Annotated in this window: 12 protein-coding genes; 4 read left to right on the top strand and 8 right to left on the bottom strand. The window is 67.0% G+C overall.

The window, feature by feature from the left end; translation table 11 throughout:
- Positions 1-214: 214 nt before the first annotated feature.
- The 5 genes from B0I32_RS52165 to B0I32_RS52150 all read right to left on the bottom strand — a co-directional run bounded on the left by B0I32_RS52165 (position 215) and on the right by B0I32_RS52150 (position 5,607).
- Positions 215-565: a winged helix-turn-helix transcriptional regulator gene (locus B0I32_RS52165; RefSeq protein ID WP_106252558.1), complete on the bottom strand. Its 351-nt coding sequence runs from the start codon at positions 563-565 to the stop codon at positions 215-217.
- A gap of 163 nt (positions 566-728) precedes the next feature.
- Positions 729-959, bottom strand: a complete 231-nt coding sequence (locus B0I32_RS57075; protein WP_146178639.1) for a hypothetical protein — start codon at positions 957-959, stop codon at positions 729-731.
- A 109-nt stretch (positions 960-1,068) separates the two neighbouring features.
- Entirely contained in the window at positions 1,069-1,947 is an 879-nt protein-coding gene (locus B0I32_RS52160) for an SDR family oxidoreductase (protein ID WP_106252556.1), read from the bottom strand.
- 1,528 nt (positions 1,948-3,475) lie between these two features.
- Complete coding sequence (locus B0I32_RS52155; RefSeq protein ID WP_106252555.1) at positions 3,476-4,915, bottom strand: MFS transporter; 1,440 nt, start codon at positions 4,913-4,915, stop codon at positions 3,476-3,478.
- Positions 4,912-5,607 carry a DUF899 domain-containing protein gene (locus B0I32_RS52150; RefSeq protein WP_106252553.1) on the bottom strand — a complete coding sequence of 232 codons (696 nt, stop codon included), beginning with the start codon at positions 5,605-5,607 and terminating at the stop codon, positions 4,912-4,914. The genes B0I32_RS52155 and B0I32_RS52150 overlap by 4 nt, the downstream gene beginning before the upstream one ends.
- Before the next feature lie 176 nt (positions 5,608-5,783).
- Here B0I32_RS52150 and B0I32_RS52145 point away from each other — a divergent pair, with 176 nt between their 5' ends.
- The gene (locus tag B0I32_RS52145; RefSeq protein WP_146178638.1) at positions 5,784-6,434 is read left to right on the top strand and encodes a winged helix-turn-helix transcriptional regulator; all 651 of its coding nucleotides are present in this window, start codon (positions 5,784-5,786) and stop codon (positions 6,432-6,434) included.
- A 76-nt stretch (positions 6,435-6,510) separates the two neighbouring features.
- Here B0I32_RS52145 and B0I32_RS52140 read toward each other — a convergent pair whose 3' ends face one another.
- Positions 6,511-7,434 (bottom strand): LLM class flavin-dependent oxidoreductase, encoded by a 924-nt coding sequence (locus tag B0I32_RS52140; RefSeq protein ID WP_106252550.1) that lies wholly within the window; start codon positions 7,432-7,434, stop codon positions 6,511-6,513.
- Between the two features lie 851 nt (positions 7,435-8,285).
- On the opposite strand from B0I32_RS52140, the gene B0I32_RS52135 reads away from it, so the two are divergent.
- The 3 genes from B0I32_RS52135 (at position 8,286) to B0I32_RS52125 (ending at position 13,251) form a co-directional block, all read left to right on the top strand.
- Positions 8,286-9,017 (top strand): SDR family NAD(P)-dependent oxidoreductase, encoded by a 732-nt coding sequence (locus B0I32_RS52135; protein ID WP_219912469.1) that lies wholly within the window; start codon positions 8,286-8,288, stop codon positions 9,015-9,017.
- Between the two features lie 275 nt (positions 9,018-9,292).
- On the top strand, positions 9,293-11,857 hold the full coding sequence (locus B0I32_RS52130) for a DUF7824 domain-containing protein (protein ID WP_146178637.1): 2,565 nt from the start codon (positions 9,293-9,295) through the stop codon (positions 11,855-11,857).
- Positions 11,858-12,030: 173 nt separating this feature from the next.
- Complete coding sequence (locus B0I32_RS52125) at positions 12,031-13,251, top strand: ABC transporter substrate-binding protein (protein WP_146178636.1); 1,221 nt, start codon at positions 12,031-12,033, stop codon at positions 13,249-13,251.
- Between the two features lie 438 nt (positions 13,252-13,689).
- On the opposite strand, the gene B0I32_RS52120 is transcribed toward B0I32_RS52125, so the two are convergent.
- Both B0I32_RS52120 and B0I32_RS59305 read right to left on the bottom strand, forming a co-directional pair.
- On the bottom strand, positions 13,690-15,294 hold the full coding sequence (locus B0I32_RS52120) for an MFS transporter (protein WP_106252545.1): 1,605 nt from the start codon (positions 15,292-15,294) through the stop codon (positions 13,690-13,692).
- Between the two features lie 28 nt (positions 15,295-15,322).
- Positions 15,323-16,117, bottom strand: a complete 795-nt coding sequence (locus tag B0I32_RS59305) for a pyridoxamine 5'-phosphate oxidase family protein (RefSeq protein ID WP_219912468.1) — start codon at positions 16,115-16,117, stop codon at positions 15,323-15,325.
- Between the last annotated feature and the right edge of the window lie 466 nt (positions 16,118-16,583).

Here is a 16,583-nt window from a genome sequence, read left to right as displayed (position 1 = left end):
TCCGGGCCCGCTCGGCTCCTCTCGGTGATGGGTCATTTTGGTGCGTAGGTTACGCCGCGTAGAAACAGCAGGCCGATCGTGGCGGTCTGCGTTCGCGGATACGGACGTGGAGGCGCGCCCGGTCATGATGCGCGAGCCCGCATGAGCCGGTCGGCCGTGTGCTGCGATTGTCACGGTCACCGTGCCGGATATCGAAAGTCGTCTCCGGCAGCAGCTAGGTTCCCGCCAAGATGGCGTCGCCGTGTTCCTCGGCCCAGGCGGTCAGCAGGGCGATGGGGTCGATCAGGGTATTGCCGAGTTCCGTGAGTTCATACTCGACCCGTGGAGGCACCTCGGCGTGTGCTCGTCTGTCGACTAGCCCGTACTGCTGCAGGCGCCGCAACGTTTGGGTGAGCATCTTCTTGGAGATGCCGCCGATCAACTCGACCAGTTCACCGTGTCGTCGTGGCCCGCGACTTAGGGCGTACAGCACCACGACCGACCACTTGTCGGCGATCACCTCGACGGCCAGGCGGGCAGGACAATCGGCGAGAAAGACGTCGCCGGGACCTTGGAAGTCACCCACGGTTCCCAGAGTAGCGAACGGTGCCTATAGGACGGCAGTGGCTGTCACGACCCAAACAGAAAGCTGCCGGTGAGCAGGCTGGAGTTGTTCGGCACCGACGGCTCCGCCACGTTGGTCACCGCCGATCCCGAGGGCTCACCACGTTGATTTCGTCAGGAGATCATCACACGGAGGCCGAGGCCGTCGCTGGTGCGTTGACGGTCGGCTCAGGGGGCATCACGCTCTTCTCGGCGAGATCCTGATCTGCGGGGCGGGGTGTGGGATCGGAGCAACCACCTCGGCAGTAGCCGTTGGCGATGATCAGCCGGCCCCGGGCACGTGTGTAGGCGGTGGCGGGCACGCCGGCGATCACGCCATGGCAGCGCGGACAGATGAGGGGCTGGTCGGCTGTCATGGATGCTCCGTAGCGTTGTGCGAAGGGTGGGGACAGGGCGGTCGTTGCGCTACCGACCAAGGCCACTCCGGCCTGGTGCCGCCGTAGCATCCGCAGGCCGGAGCAGCGGTCACTGACCGAGGAATGCCTTGGCGTGGCGTCGGGCGAACTCGGCGAAGGGTGTGGGCCGCACGCCGAATGTGTCGTGGACTTCCGTACGGACGTGGGACTCGGGATGGCGGCTGCGCTCGACGAGCTGCTCCTCGATGATCTGCGCGAACGCATCGGGCACGCCCATTTCTTTGAACTCGCGCAGCTTGTCCTCCAGGGAGACATTCACATATCTGAAGGCAGTTTCGGTGGCCTTGGAGATGTGCTCGACGACCTCCGTCATTGTCAGGGCCTGCGGCCCTGTCATGTCGTAGGCCCTGCCCTCGTGACCGTCCGAACGCATCAGCGCGACGGCGACCTTGGCGATGTCCTCGATATCGACGGGCGCCAACCGGATGTCGCCTATCGGCAGGCGAAGCTCGCGCCGGCTGGCGTCCACACCGGTGAGGGCTCCGGGCAGATAGCGGTGCATGAACTGGCTGGGGCGCAGGTGCGTCCAGGCCAGGCCGGACGCCTCAAGATAGCGTTCGATCTCCACATGTTCGCGTGTCCCCTGGAATTTGGCGGGATCGAAGCCGACTCCCGATTCCTTGCCAGACAGCTTGACGATGTGGGGTACGCCCGCCGCCTTGGCTGCGTCGATGAAGGCGCACTGCGTCTCCACCATCCGCTTCTCAGCAGAGGAGATCATGAGCACGCGGTCCACGCCATGCAAGGCTTTAGTCAGCGACGCGGGGCGGAGCATATCTCCCTCGACCAACTCCACGTTTGCCAGCCCGTGCAGCGGCCTGGCTTTGTCGGGGCTCCTGAACAGTGCCCGCACAGGGGCGCCCTGCCGGGCAAATTCCTGAACGATCGCTGATCCGCTCAGCCCTGTGGCTCCGGTGACTAGAATCATGGCAACAACATTAGTACTAGTCACTACAAAAAAACAAGTAATCTATGCGGATTCCGTACAGAAGAGGTGGCGCCCCCACCTATGGCGACCCGTGCGCCGCTGGTTGTGCTCTTGATCTGATCAGGGGATGCTGCCCGCTGGTGATCGTCCGAGAGCTGCGCTACAGTGCGAAGCGTTGCAGCGACCTGCAGAGCGGCTTGCCGCACGCCAGCCCCACGGTGCGTTCGCAACGGCAGTTCCTGGCCATGGAGTGGAGGCGGAGCGGGGCTAGCACGACGTGAACAGATCATCGACCTGCGACCGCTCTATCGCCGGATCGAGGAGTTCATCGCGCTCACGTCATCCTCTGCTGGCTTGCCCTCCTGCTCATCCGCATCATTGAGACCACAGCAGGGACGACCTGACGGCATGCCCGCCGCGAACTCAGCCGCCTTCACCGTGTACGCAGGACTGCTCTCACGATCAGGCCCGGGGCCTTCTGCTCCAGCCGGGCCAGCAGGCGGCCCTATTCGGCGAGAATGCCCCCGGTTCGCCGGCCTTCTGACGGATGTTGCGGCTCGGCGCCTTCTCGGTGCCGCGTGGGCCGGACAGCGTCACCACCTGTCCGATGGACAGGGCGGCGCTGACGGCGACACCCCGGTCCACGCCCGCGACCTCGCCCGGCCCGGCGCCGGCACCGGTTCAGGGATCACCGCGAACGCTACATGCCGGAGGCCGGCACGGTCGCGGGTGAGGCGGTACACTTGACTCCTTCAGGCACGGCACGGGTCCGCCACAATCGCCCCCAGCCGTTCGGGATCTTCACCTCGCCGTTCCGGCGGGGCAGGCGGCGCACGTCACAGGGCTTGACCGCGACGATCCGGAACCCCTCACCCCTGCCTGCGCCTGCCAAGAGCTGGGCCTGCGGTGGGTGCTGCCGAAGAAGTTCGCGGTCGCCTGCACGAGGTCCTTCAGAGCCTGTTGCCGCACGATGACCGACCCCCGCGCAGCCGCCCGGAATCGGGCCGTTCCTGGGTGAGCCGCCGGCACTGCTTGGCAGACTCCGGCGCCCTCGAGCGACCCGGCCACCAGCGCGCGTGCTGCTCAACGGGCCCAATTCTCACCAACCGGGCACGTCCGCAATGCTCCAGCACGATCATCACCTGAACCGGCGACGGCTGAAGCCGAAAGCGGGTTACGTCCACCAAGCTACCGACCACCACCGACACCACCAGAACACCACTGCGGCCGGCCGTTCCCCGCTTCCTCCCCGCCCTCAAGAACGGGAAGGAAACGCGGAACGACCCGGTGGCTGACTCGGTACGAGGTTCGGACGGCTCGGCGGAATATGTTCGTCGTGATCCATGGTCGGCTCACGTGGGGGAGAGCATTGAATCGGAGGGACCGTTCGCCTGGCGCGTAGGAGGCCGAAGGCCCTGAAAGCACCGGACGGACGCCGTCACGACGTCTCGGCCGCGTCCGTGGCGGGTTTCGTGGGGTGGCAGCGTGGCCCGGCGCATACGTCCCCAGCCCGGAGACACGCCGGAGTTCATCCGCCGGTCTTCGCGCCCTTCAGTTCCGGGGCAGCCGGAGCCGAGACATCGGCTGGGGGGCGGCCGGGTGCGAACAGTGCGATGACCATGCCGACGAGGGCCATCGCACCGCCCAGGTACAGCGCCGCCTGGAATCCGTCGATAGCCGCTGCGGGCGTGGCGTACCCGCCGTTCGCCGCGAACATCGCACCGAGGAAGGCAACGCCGAAGACACCTCCGAGCTCCCGCATGGCGTTGTTGGCGCCGGAGGCGACACCCATGTCCTCCATGGGCACCGAGCTGAGAGCCAGATTGATCGTGCTCGGCAGGCTCATGGCGATGCCGATGCCACCGAACGCCAGTGGGGCCAGCAGGATGAGGTAGCCGGTGTCCGTGCCGACCACCGCGCCAAGCCAGGTCAAGCCGGCCGCCATCAGAGCCAGGCCGCCCACAATGAACGGACGCGCGCCGAACCTGTCGGAGAAGCGGCCCGCGATCGGGGCGACCACGAGCACCATCGCGGTCCACGCCAGGATCCGCAGTCCGGCCTCGAGGGCATTGGCTCCCATCCCGATCTGGAACATCTGCGAGATGATGAACAGCGAGCCGATCAGGCTGAAGTGCATGAAGAAGGCGGATGCGTTGGAGATGGTGAACCCTCTCGCCCGGAAGTAGCGCAGTGGCAGCACCGGATGCTCGGCCTGGCGTTCCCAGGACACGAAGCCAACCATCATCGCAACGCCGCCCAGCGCCATGACGACTACTTCCACGTGCCCCCAACCCAGCCCAGGCGCCCGGACGGCCGCCCAGACCAGCCCGAACAGACCGAGCGAGGCCAGCCCCAGGCCGACGATGTCCATCTTCGACCGTGCACCGAAGCTCTCCCGCATCAGTGCCACGGCCAAGATCGTGGCGGCGACCCCGAGCGGCACGTTCAGCCAGAAGATCCACTGCCACGACAAGCCCTCGGTGATGAGGCCGCCAGCCACCGGCCCGGCGGCGACCGCCGCGCCGGAGACGCTGCCCCAGATTCCCATCGCCCGGCCACGCTTGTGCGGTGGGTAGGCGTCGCCGAGCAGCGTGAGGCTCACCGGGATCGCCACGCCGGCCGCAATCCCCTGCAGGACGCGGGCGAGGATGAGAACCTCCACCGAGGGGGCCAGTGCGGCCATGCCCGAGGCCAGCGTGAACACCGAAAGTCCGAGCACATAGATCTTCAAGCGGCCGAATCGGTCGCCGAGCGCGGAGCCGATGAGCATGAGGCAGGCGAATGCCAGGTTGTAGGCGTTGACCGTCCACTCCAGATCGGCCAGGCTCGCGTTCAGCTCTTCCTGGATGGTGGGCAGCGCGGTCACCACCACCATCACGTCCAGTGAGGTCAGAAACGCGGCGACCGACACCAGAGCGAGTGTCCAGCCCGGGCGAAAGGGGTGCGTCGAAGTGGAGACGCCGTTCATACCCTGACCTCCCCGTCTGCCATCGGCACCGCAGACTGGGTCTCGTACTCGTCGTGCAGCCGCCACCACTGGTAGGCCGCGGTCTGCGGCCACCCCTCCGGGGAGTCCTCCCACGTCTCTTGCCTGCCATAGGGCGTGAGATCGAGCAGATTGAAGTCGGTGCGCAGCCGGTCCACGCCCCGGGCGGTGGTGAAGTAGCTGCGGAAGACGCGGTCGCCGTCTCGCAGGAAGACGCTCAGGCCGAAGCCGCCATCCAGACCGCAGTCGGCGTTGAACGTGCTGCCCTGGCTCGAGTACCAGGGCAGCGTCCAGCCCATCCGCGTCCGGAACTCCAACAGCTGGGTCAGCGGCGCAGGGGACGCGAGCACCAGGTTGGTATCACGCGCCCGCAGGTGGGACATGTTGCCCATGTTGTCGGCGACGCCCGAACACCCTGGGCAGCGATGATCCGAATCCGGCTCCATCATGAAGTGGTAGACGATCAACTGGCGCCGCCCGTCGAACAAGTCGACCAGGGTCGCCTTGCCCTCTACGCCCTCGAAGGCGTACTCCTTTTCTACGGCGACCACCGGCAGCCTGCGCCGCTCCGCGGCGAGTGCGTCCAGGGACCGGGTCGGGGTCTTCTCCTTGACGAGCAACTCGTCCCTAGCGGCTTGCCACTCCTCGGGCGACACAATCGGCGGAAGATTCATGGCATCTCCTTGATCCAGACATCATGTCCCACGGGGGCCGAAGACCAGGCACGACACGCCCAGCCCACCCTGCCGACACAGCAGCGCCCCCGGAGGCTCTACCGACGAAGATAACAGCGATAGTCCTAATCTAGGAGTGTCTACTCCTAGATTTTATAAAGAGCTATCCTGGAGGCGTGGCGGCAAAACGCAGATATGACGACGGGTGCGGTGTCGCGCTCGCGATGAACATCCTTGGTGAGCGCTGGTCGATGCTGATTGTCCGTGACCTGCTGCTCGGCCCTCAGCGCTTCGTTGACCTGCAGGCAGGCCTGCCCGACATCAGCCCCAACGTGTTGTCCCACCGATTGCGCGAACTTCAGGAGTCGGGCGTACTCCAGCGTCGCACGCTTCCCCCGCCTGCGGCCTCACGGGTGTACGACCTGACCACCTGGGGAGCCGAACTCGCACCCATCGTCACCGCACTAGGGTTGTGGGGTTCCCGCACACCGATCATGCCCCGTACGGGTGAGATGCGGCCCAACTCGCTGATGCTCTCGCTGCGCTCGACCTTCAGCCCTTCCGATGAGCCGGACTGGAGCGCGAACTACGAGATCCGCATCGGCGCCGACACCTTCTGCGTGCGCGTCAACAGGGGCAGGCTGACGGAGATGGCGCGAGGCCCGGCGGCCGTGCCCGCCGACGCGGTCATCGCCACCGACCACAAGACCCTCGGCTTGCTGGTGACCAACGGGGAGGATCTGGAAACGGCGGTGGGATCAGGGCGAATGACCCTGACCGGCGACATCGAGGCAGCCCGACGGTTCCTGGCGGCGGTGGGACTGTAAGCCAGCCGCGCCCTGGTCCAACTGGCCACCCGCCGGACCAGGGGCGGAGGGCTCCTTCCGCTGTTCGGCGTCAGAGTCAGGTCGCCGTGCTCAGATGGGGGATGAGTGAGGCCATCGCATCCACCGCTCCGAGGCGGATCACATAGCGGGTGATCCCCCAGCGCCTCTCGTGTTCCCGGATGGCGGAAAGGATCTCCTTTTCCGTACCGGCGAGAACGAAGGGCGAGGCCAGCAGGTCTGTCTCGGTGAGGCCGGTGCGTCGGGCCATGTCGGCGACCGAGCCGCTGGCGTCGTCGGTCACCTGGACATGCTGCACCAGCGCTTCGAGAGCCGGCGGCCGCTCGCGCTGGGCGGCACCTTTCGCGATGTGCTCCAGTTGCCTCTCGATCTCCTGAGGGCGCCAGCGAACCTCATGGCTGTGCCCATCGGAAAGCGTACGTCCGAAGCCCGTCAGGCCGACGATGTCGGCGTGCGTCCCCGCCCAGCGCAGGAGGTTCGAGTTGGCCCCTCCGATGGTCAAGGGGATTGTGCTCTGCACAGGCGTGGGCTTGTTCAGCCGAGCGGAGCGCGCCGCCAGTTCGGGCGTGTCGACAGTGACCTCCTCGCCATTGAGCAATGCCCGGACGGCCTCGGCCACGGCTATGCACCGCCGCACCCGGCCGCCGACATCGGGACGGCTGCGCCCCACCGCGTCCCATTCCCCAGGCGTATGACCGGCTCCCAGCCCGAGCCGGGCCCGACCGTGGGACAGAACGTCCAGCGTGGCGACATCCGCGGCCAGAAGGAGTGGCTCTCGAACGCCCGCGTTGGAGACGTACGATCCCAGGCCGATGGTCGAGGTGACCGAGGCGGCTGCCGCCAGCGCGACGAACGGGGAGGCCGTGACCCCCGGATGGTCGGCGGTCAGCAACGCGTCGAAGCCTATGGCCTCGGCTTGTTGCGCCAGGTCGGTCCAAGAGCCGACGTCGGTGAGGTTGGCCTGGAGGGAAAATATCGTCATACGGTGCAGGATCTCGCACTTGCGGATGAATCCGGCAGACCATCACCCGTGTTCCGCTACGAGCAAAACGCGGTTGCCCGGAACGCAACGCGATGGACCATCATGGATCGGCCGTGAAACGTCCCACCTGACTGACAGGAAAAGGACGACGACTGGCAGGGAATAGCATTGCCTGCGGAGATCGACTCGCTAGGATGATCGTCGTCTGAGTCGGCGGGTTGAGTTGAAATTTACGGGAGGATTGGCCGTGCGAATACAACGCGTGGTCGCCCAGCCCGCAGGAGCTTTAGACGCGTTTCCCGAGCCAGGCCGGGTAAGGAAACGATGAGCAGTCCGGAAGTGACCTGCCCCGATCTTCCGGGCCGCTCATCGCTCTTCTGGATCCTTTCAGTCCTCGGCGAATCGGCTCCTCCAGCGGCGCCAAAATCGCGACGTCGGTCGCCCGTACCTCACCCCATGTGGCGAGCCCGAGCCGTCGGCGTTTGCACCTGCCTCTAGTCGATCAGCAGAAACGCGAACTCGGACTGCATGGAGTACCTGTGACGCCGCATGATGCCTCCTCGACGGAGCCGTCGAGCTGGGTCTTGGGAACGTCGGCCGCGATGCCCAGGTGGCGCGGGAAGTCGCTGAAGCGAATAGCCCCTCCGAACAAGGCGGCGCGAAAGAGCAGCAGACTCCAGCATTCGCCGATTACCTCCAGGCTGCGTGCTATCGGGCACACCGGGGATTCGTAGGTCCCTTCCCAGTATCCGCCATCTCCTGCATAACTTGCATCACAAAAGTATTCCCCGTTAAGGTGCCTCGCATGCCGCAAGTGGCGAAGAAGCAGCTCTCACAAATGGGGACGCCCAGTGTCTGACGTGACGGCGTTCGCGGGTAAGGACGGTCTTGTCGCCGGCGCCAACCGGGGGGTCGGGCAGGCACTGGTGGAGGAAGCTCTGCGCAGGGGTGCCCGGCGGGTGTGCGCCGGCCCGCGTGAGCCCTTCGCCCATTCGGACGAGCGGGTCACACCGCTGATCCTTAACGTGACCGATGCCGCTCAGACGCAGCAGGCCGTCCAAGCGGTGCCCTGGCTCGACGTTCTGGTCAACAACGCCGGGGTGGCTCTGTACGACGACCTCAGCGACCGTGCCATACTCGAACAGCATCTCACCATCGACCTCTTCGGGCTCCACGATGTGATGCAGGCCTTGCTGCCTCTGCTGGTCCGCTCGCGCGGCGTCATCATCAACAACCTGGATGCGGCGGCCCCGCTGCCGGTCATCCCTATCTCCTCGATCGCCAAGGCGGCCGCGTACTCCCTGACACAGGCGCAGCGCACGCTCCTGACCAGTCAGGACGTCACCGTCCACGCCATGTTGACCGGCCCGGGCCGACACCGACGCGACTCTCGGGTTCGCCGCCCCGACGGCATCCCCGGAATCGTTCGCGCGAGCCGTTTTCGACGGCGTGCAGAACCAGGAGAAGGACATCTTCCCCCACGTCATGGCGCAGGCCCTGGGCACCGGGTGCAGAGCAGTCCGGCCAAGGCGCTGAAGCGCGCGCTCGCCACGATGGCAACAACCAAGCACGCCAAGTCCTGAATCCGGCGACCTGGCATCGCCAGACGGCAAGCAGTCCGGCGTACGAAGCGCCAGCCGGACCTGCGGCGTTTGGCCAACAGTCTCAACGCATGCGTCTTCGGCAATCCGGCGGCGCACCAGTGTGGATACGGACACATGTTCAGGATCCGGCGCGAACGCGCCTGGTTGTCCAGGGGCGGATTTCGGTGCCAACAGGTGTGGACCCTCAGGGGGCCAAGGTGAACCCAATCCAGGAGGTCCTCGACCACGTCGAGGCCGGCGTCGTCCAGGAGCTCATGCGATTCCTGGACAGCCTCAGCGCCCCGGGCAGACGGGCAGTCGCCCGGCAGCTGCCCGCTCACCTGGCCGAACGCCTCCGCAGTGGGGTGGTGGAACGGCGCGGAGTTCAGAGCCTGGCGCCCGGCTACCGCCTGGCCGGGGCGGCCTGCCTCAGCGGGGCGGAGCAGGTGGCGAAATGGCTAGACCGGCGGGAGCTGCGCTGGGTGAGCGAGCCAGAGGCCGACGCCGCGCGGATCAGCCTGCTGCTCCGGTCAAGACCCGAGGAGTGGCGTGCCGATCTGGCCGTGCGCCTGGTGCGCAGACTGCGGCCGCCCGCGAGGGCACAGCGGCAGCGTCTGCAACCGCCCGCGGGCTGGGACCTGGCCGCAGCGCTGGTGGAGGAGACAAGCATCGAGCCGCCGGACAACGACGCGTTCGTCGCCGGCTGGGTCCAGCGGCTGGCCGAGCGGCGGTACACCAGTGCCAGCAGCGCGCTGCTGGCCGAGGATCGGCTGCTCGACTACATGCTGCCGCGCCTGTTCTCAGCGGCGGGCGTGGCCGAAAGGCTGTCTTCCTGGAATTACCGCTGGCCGGACGGCTCTTCCCTCATTCAGGACGTGGTCGCCCTGGCCCGGGCGGGCAGGGTATCGAGGGAACTGCTGCTCGACGGCTGCATGGGCCGGTTCCTGGCCGGGGGCGATGGCTCCGGTGAGTTCGTGACGCTGCGGCGGGCGTTGCGGCCTGAGGTGGCCGAGATCCCGGTGGCCGACTGCGTCAACCTGCTGCCATCGGCCTCCTCATCGGTTCTACGGCTCGTGCTGGAGGAACTGGGCCGGGCAGACAGAGCGGGAGCGCTCGACGATGAGCTGTTCGCCGAGGCGGTCCAGGCGCTGACTCATCGGCGGGAGAAGAAGAACATCGCAGCCGGGGTAAAGTGGATGGCCGACGCGCCCCCGCCCAGAGGCGCCGTCGCCCTGGCCGCGCTGGCACCGGTGTTCGACGTGGACACGCCCGCGTTGCGCGAACGCGCGGTGCGGCTGGCGGTCCGGCTGGCTCCACACGCGGCCCCACCCAGCCGGGAGCTGATCCGCGAGGCGGCCAACCGGTTGCCCACCCAACTGCGTGAGCGCGTGGCCGCTGCCTACGGAGCGGCGGACCCGGCCGGGACCGAGGCCGAGGCCGCGCCCACGCCGATGGCCACACCGCTGCCCGCCCTGCCACCGCCCATCACCTCAGTGGACGGGCTGGCCGATGAGCTGGGCAGGCTCCGCTGGCCTAACGACCCCGCTCAATTCGAACGTATCCTCGCCGCCCTGGTCGAGCTGACCCACGGTGATCGTACGGGCGTCGTGGCGGCCTTGCAGCCCTGGTGGCGGGAGACATGGCGGCACCCGTTCGATGCGCGCGCCGCCATTTACGGCGACGGTGCAGTGAAAGAGGAGTACCGGTCTCTGCTGCGGCGCTGCGTGCTGGCGGTAGTGTCGCCCGCGGACGGTCGCGAGCTGTCCGCACTGCTGAACCACCAAGGCCGCACCACAGGCGCGCCGGCCTTGGGGAACCTGGCCAAGCGGCGCTTTCGAGAGATCATCTCCCTGTTCGAACGGGACAGGACGATCCCCGTGCTGCTGGCCACGCCGACCGAGCCCACCGGCCATGTCGCCGCCGAAACACTGCTCGCGAGGTTGGAGCGGCTGGGTGACACCGAGCCGCTCGAGGCCGACTTCCTCCAGGCATTGCTCCGGCTACCCCGTTCGCTCGACCCGGCGCTGAGCATCAGGGCGGAGAAGCTGCTCTCCGATGCGGGCCGGCGAACGGCGGCCTGGCTGCGCGACGGCGGACTGCCCGACCCTGAGGTGACGTGGGAGTTCGAGACGATCAACCTGGAGGGAGGTCGCGGAACCGCCCGGGTGGGGCATGCCAGGCTCACACCGCCTGCCGGCGTTCCCCAGCAGCTGGCCACACTGTGCGCGGTCAGCCCAGATGCCTTCTCACCACGAGAGATGGCGTGGTGGCCGCCCATCTTGCCGTCCCATCGGGAGGTCGTGGCCGCGCACGTCCTGGAGTTCCTCCCGCTGTTCGCCGACGACACCAATGGCCAGGTGGAGGTGGTGCAAGCCCTGGTGCACGGTGACGGCCCGGTGGGTGCCGCGACCGCGAGCACGATCGTCATCGGCATGGGGAACCGGCTCCCGATGCAGTGGGCCGCCGCCGCGAACGCGTTCATCACCCTTGCCGCTTGCAGAGAGCTGCCCACCGCGGACCTCGGCCGGGCCGTCGCCGATCGCATCATCACCGAGCAGGTCAAGCTCTCCAGGATCGCGGGCATGCTTGCCGAGATCGTGGCGGCGGGCGCGCACGTCGAAGTATGGGCGGTCCTGGCCGAAGCCCTGCCCCGGCTGTTGCCCGATACCGGTAACAAGGCGAGGGCGGGACTGGGCGAACTGCTCAAGGTGGCCCGGCGGGCGGCTACGCGCGCAGGAGCCCGTGGCGACATTCCCGGCCTGTCACAGCTGGCGGCACGCGAGGGAAAGAGCCTGCTGCTCCACGAGGCGCGCCACCTACACGAGGTGATCTCGTCATGACCGCCGCTCGTGGCAGCGGATACGTGAAGCCCGCATGTGGTGCGAAGCTCGACTAAGCCGATCATGGACCACCTCAGGACCAAAGCAGGTCCTTCCCCCTATCCCCAGGAGGTAGAGCCGTGGGCTCTAGCAGGAAGAGGTGGACAGCGGCACCGCTGGCCATCGCCGTGCTGATGATCACTGCGGCCTGCGGTGGTGAAGGCGCCAACGGCGAGGTCACCTTGCGCTTCTCCTACTGGGGCACTGACGTGCGGCAGCAGAGAACGGAAGAGGCGATCAAGAGGTTCGAGGCGAAGAACCCGGCCATCAACGTCGTGGGAGAGTTCTCCGGCTTCGGCACCTACTACGAGACGCTGGCTGAGAAGGTCGCCGCCGGTGATGCGCCTGACGTCATCACCCTCGAGATCCGAGGCCTGCGGGAATACGCCGAACGCGGCACGCTCGCCGACCTGTCCAGCGAGGTCAGCACTTCCGACCTCGATGCGAAGGTCCTGGCCGCCGGCGCCATGGACGGCAAGCAGTTCGCCGTTCCCACCGGAGTCAACGCCTGGTCCCTGGTCGCGGACCCGAAGGCGATCGAGGGCGCGGGGCAGAAGCTGCCCCGCGACACCGCGTGGACCTGGGACGACTACATCAACCTGGCAGCGAGGATCACTGCGGGAACCGGGGGCAAGGTCTACGGCACGCAGCAGGCATTCAACCCGGCCTTCCTGCAGATCTTCGCCGCGCAGCGGGGCGAGTCCTTCTACAACGGCAACAAGATCGGCATGTCGCCCGAGACCATCAAGGCATGGTGGGCGGTCCACCGGAGGCTGATCAAGGCCAAGGGCTCTCCCGAGGTTGCCAAGAGCGTCGAGCTCGGCACCCAGGGAGTGGACCGGTCGTTGTTCGCCACCGGCACCGGCGCTATGGGGATGTGGTGGAGCAACGAGCTCAGCGCGATCAGCAAGGCCTCCGGCGGCAAGGAGGTCGAGCTGCTGCGGATGCCAAAGGTAGAAGGTGCCGCCGCCGGCGGCATGTTCCTGCAGCCCGCGATGTTTTACAGCGCCTCGGCGAAGTCCGCGAGTCAGGCCGAGGCAGCAAAGTTCATCGATTTCCTGATCAACGACCCGGAGGCGGGCGCGATCATCCTCAGTGACCGCGGCCTGCCGGCCAATTCCAGGGTGCTGGCGGCGGTGCGGGACAAGCTTCCGGAGATCGACAAGAAGACGCTGGCATTCCTCGATGAGATCAAGGGCGAGCTCACTGACTCGCCCGCTGCCCCGCCGAAGGGCGCCAGCGCCATGGAGGACATCCTCACGCGCTACACGGATGAGGTGCTTTTCGGCCGGATGAGGCCTGACAATGCCGCACGGAAGTTCATCACGGAGGCCAACGCCCTCATCGCAGGCTAGTAAAGGGAAGGCACGCTGCCGGAAACGGGTGCCGCCGCCGTCCCGCCAGGCTGCCAGGCCTGGCCCGGGGGCCCAGCGGATGTTGTCTGGTGAAATTCTGGAACGCTGAGAAGGGTTGGGGAGCGATCTCCTCCCGTGAGTGGGTACCTTGAGCAAGCCATCTATTCAGCGCTCGTAGTCCTCACCCCGTGGCCACGGACGATCTCACCACGCCGTGCAGTTAGTTCAGAACGCCAAGCATAGCCAGGGCGATCAAGAGAGGTCTCACATAGTGTCCGAGCGTGTTGTAGCGCCCATTTCATACTCCGACGAGTCATTGATTGATGCTCCTACTCCGAGCTGATGGAATCTCGACCGGGCATGAGGGCGTGCCGCATGCCCGGCCGGCTCTCGGTGCGAACGCTCTATGCTCGCGGATGTGGTCGTGGCTCTGTGTTATCAGGGGCTCGACGCCTCGAGGTTGGTCGCCTCGTCGGCGGTAGCCTTTTCCCCGGCACCGGACTCAGCGGTAGCCGCTTCGGCGGCGCCAGCGGCCGGGATGTGGCGGAGTAGGGTCACCGCCAGCACGGCGACGACCGCGGCGATCCCGGCGCACACGGCGGCTGCCGTGCCGAACCCGGATGTGAACGCCTCCCGGGCCGCGGCGACCAGCGACGCGCCTGCCTCATCGGGTAGCTTGGCCGCCGCTGCGGCAGCGGCCGTCAAGGTGTTGCCCGCATCGTCTGCGTCCGCGGGCAGCGGGATGTCCGCCATCCGGCTCCGGTAGACGGCCGCGCCAATGCTGCCCATCACCGCGACGCCCAGGGCCATGCCGAACTCGATGTTGGTCTCGGAGATCGACGACGCCGAGCCCGCCTTCTCGCTCGGCGCGGACGATACGATCAGATCGACGCCGAGGCCGGCGATCGGCGCCCCGCCGAAGAACGCTATCGACAAGCCGACCACCGCGAGTGTGACTCCGCCCGTGGCGCTCACCTGGGAGACGATCAGAAATCCGACGACCGCGATCACCAGCCCGCCCGCGATCACGTATGCCGGCCGGATCGTGCGGACCAGCATCGTCGCCAGCACCACACCGATCATCTGCGCCGCGGTGTGCGGCAGCATCCACAGCCCAGCCGCTAGTGGCGACATGCCCTGCACGTCCTGCAGGTACATGGCGAACAGCAGCGTGCTTCCACCGACGGTGAGGACACCGAGCAGCATGATGCCGAGCGCGCCGCTGAAGGCGCGGTTGGCGAACAGCGACACCTCCATCAGCGGGTGGTTGAGCTCGCGCTGTCTGCGTACGAACAGCACGCCGAACACGACACCGGCGACGACGGCCACGAGTGGCACGATGGCGAACCCGTCCTTGGCGATCTCCTTGAGACCGAAGATGACCGGCAGGATCGCCGCCAGGGACAGCGCGACGCTGGCCAGGTCTAGCTTGCCGCTGGCAGGGTCGCGGTGCTCGGGCAGCAGCACAGGCGCGGTCGCCACCAGCAGGACCATGACGGGCACACCCATCAGGAACACCGAGCCCCACCAGAACCACTGCAGCAGCGCGCCGCCGAGCACCGGGCCGATGGCCGTGCCGCCCATGAAGCACGCCATCCACACGCCGATCGCCGCGGCGCGCTGCTTGCCGTCGGTGAACATCGTGGTGATGAGCGACAGCGTGGACGGCATCAGCGTCGCGCCCGCGATTCCGAGCAGCGCCCGGGTGGCGATCAACATCTCGGCCGAGGTCGAGTAGGCCGCCAGCACCGAGGCTCCGGCAAAGGCGACGGCGCCGATCGTCAGCAGCCTCCGCCTGCCGATGCGGTCGCCGAGGGTGCCCATGGTGACGAGGAACCCGGCGATCATAAAGCCATAGATGTCCATAATCCACAGCTGTTGCGCGCCGTCGGGGGCCAGGTCGGCACTCAGATGGGGAAGTGCGAGGAACAGGACGCTGAAGTCGAGCGCCAACAGCATGGTGGGAAGGGCCAGCACGGCCAGTCCCAGCCACTCTCTGCGCCCGGCACGGGCGCCGGAACCAGTCGTCGGTGTGGTGTCCATGATTATTTCCTCTCAGACGTTGCCGTCGTCAGAAGCGCCAACGCGTTGGCGCGAACTTGCCGCTGGTCGGGAAGCCGAACACGATGACCGGGTCGACCTCGTAGACGGCGAAAGGGCCCTCGCCCGCAGTCGGCGCCGCGTAGGGGGCAGTGAGCGCGGCGCCATCGACGGTCACCGGCCAGTTGTATTTCGCCTTGTACGCGGCGGCGATGCGTTGGAGCCGCCGCGGGTCGGTGACCCGCTCGGCCTTGCCCTCGACCACCAGGTCCAGATCGTGGCAGGACGTCGCGATCGAGCAGTGGGCGTCGCCGTCGAGGTTGCGGCTCTTGCGGGCGGTCGGATCTGACGAGAGGTACAGCGCCTCGTCCACCCAGACCGCGAACACGGGCCGCACGTGCGGCTGGCCGCTTGGGTGGTTCGTCGCGGTCCAGTAGGCATGTGCCCCGGCTAGCCGCTCGCGCGCCTCCGCCCACGGTGCCGGCCTTTCCCCGTCGACGCCCAGCACCTGCTCGGCGGCTGGCTCCTTGACATTCACCGTCATTGCTCCTCTCGGACTTCTTTTCGAACGGGGTGGATCAGGCAGGGGAGGGGACGCCGAGCCCGTGTCGACGCAACGCCGCGGCCCATCAGACAAGCTGTGGGGAGGTGTGCCGACGGCTGCGACGTTGATGTGACGGACCATGCGCTCGGCGGCCTTGCCGGCCAGATCCGCTGTCTTGCCGAAGCTGATCGCATGCGGGCAGGTCAGCTGGTAGCTCTGGCTGCTGTGGCGGTCTTGCGTCAGCGCCGCCGCAATGTCCCCGGCCTCGCGTGCGACGGACAAGTGTGTCCCAGCGAGCGATGACTCCAGCGGCGACGCGGCCAGCGCCGGCCAGGCGCCCGGACATGCGGCGAGTGGGCGGACTTGCCCATCGGGTGTCTTCTTCACAGGGGGGCGATTGCCGCGATCAGCTGAAGTGACTAGGAGCGCTTCGGCGTTGCGGCGGGCGGAGTCGACAAAGGGCCCGGCTCAGTCTGGAAGGACTGGTGAATCTCCAGCCACGGGTGCGAGCGAGTGGAGCGACTTGCCCCAGGGTCTTAACTGGGCGCGAACCGGCACTACCTGCCGGGCGTATTTGCGCATGACGTCCATCCCGCTGAATCTGGTGGTTCCGGCGGCAAGCAGCATAGCTGCGAAAATAGTAGTTAAGATAAGGAAAAACAAGTAGCAACTTGGTTGGGTGTAGTATCGGTGAGTGTCGTCAGCTCGTTCGTATGGTGACCCTTGCGCCGCCGCCCGCGCCCTTGAC

Source organism: Nonomuraea fuscirosea, from assembly GCF_003001935.1.
In the GTDB taxonomy this organism is placed as follows: domain Bacteria; phylum Actinomycetota; class Actinomycetes; order Streptosporangiales; family Streptosporangiaceae; genus Nonomuraea; species Nonomuraea fuscirosea.
Note: the sequence above shows the minus strand (reverse complement) of the source record. Positions and strands in the feature narration are given on the sequence as shown.

Coding starts and splice junctions, on each gene's coding strand:
- B0I32_RS57075 (WP_146178639.1), bottom strand. CDS start 959: ATGACAGCCGACCAGCCCCTCATCTGTCCGCGCTGCCATGGCGTGATC.
- B0I32_RS52160 (WP_106252556.1), bottom strand. CDS start 1,947: ATGATTCTAGTCACCGGAGCCACAGGGCTGAGCGGATCAGCGATCGTT.
- B0I32_RS52155 (WP_106252555.1), bottom strand. CDS start 4,915: ATGAACGGCGTCTCCACTTCGACGCACCCCTTTCGCCCGGGCTGGACA.
- B0I32_RS52150 (WP_106252553.1), bottom strand. CDS start 5,607: ATGAATCTTCCGCCGATTGTGTCGCCCGAGGAGTGGCAAGCCGCTAGG.
- B0I32_RS52140 (WP_106252550.1), bottom strand. CDS start 7,434: ATGACGATATTTTCCCTCCAGGCCAACCTCACCGACGTCGGCTCTTGG.
- B0I32_RS52130 (WP_146178637.1), top strand. CDS start 9,293: ATGCGATTCCTGGACAGCCTCAGCGCCCCGGGCAGACGGGCAGTCGCC.
- B0I32_RS52125 (WP_146178636.1), top strand. CDS start 12,031: ATGATCACTGCGGCCTGCGGTGGTGAAGGCGCCAACGGCGAGGTCACC.
- B0I32_RS52120 (WP_106252545.1), bottom strand. CDS start 15,294: ATGGACACCACACCGACGACTGGTTCCGGCGCCCGTGCCGGGCGCAGA.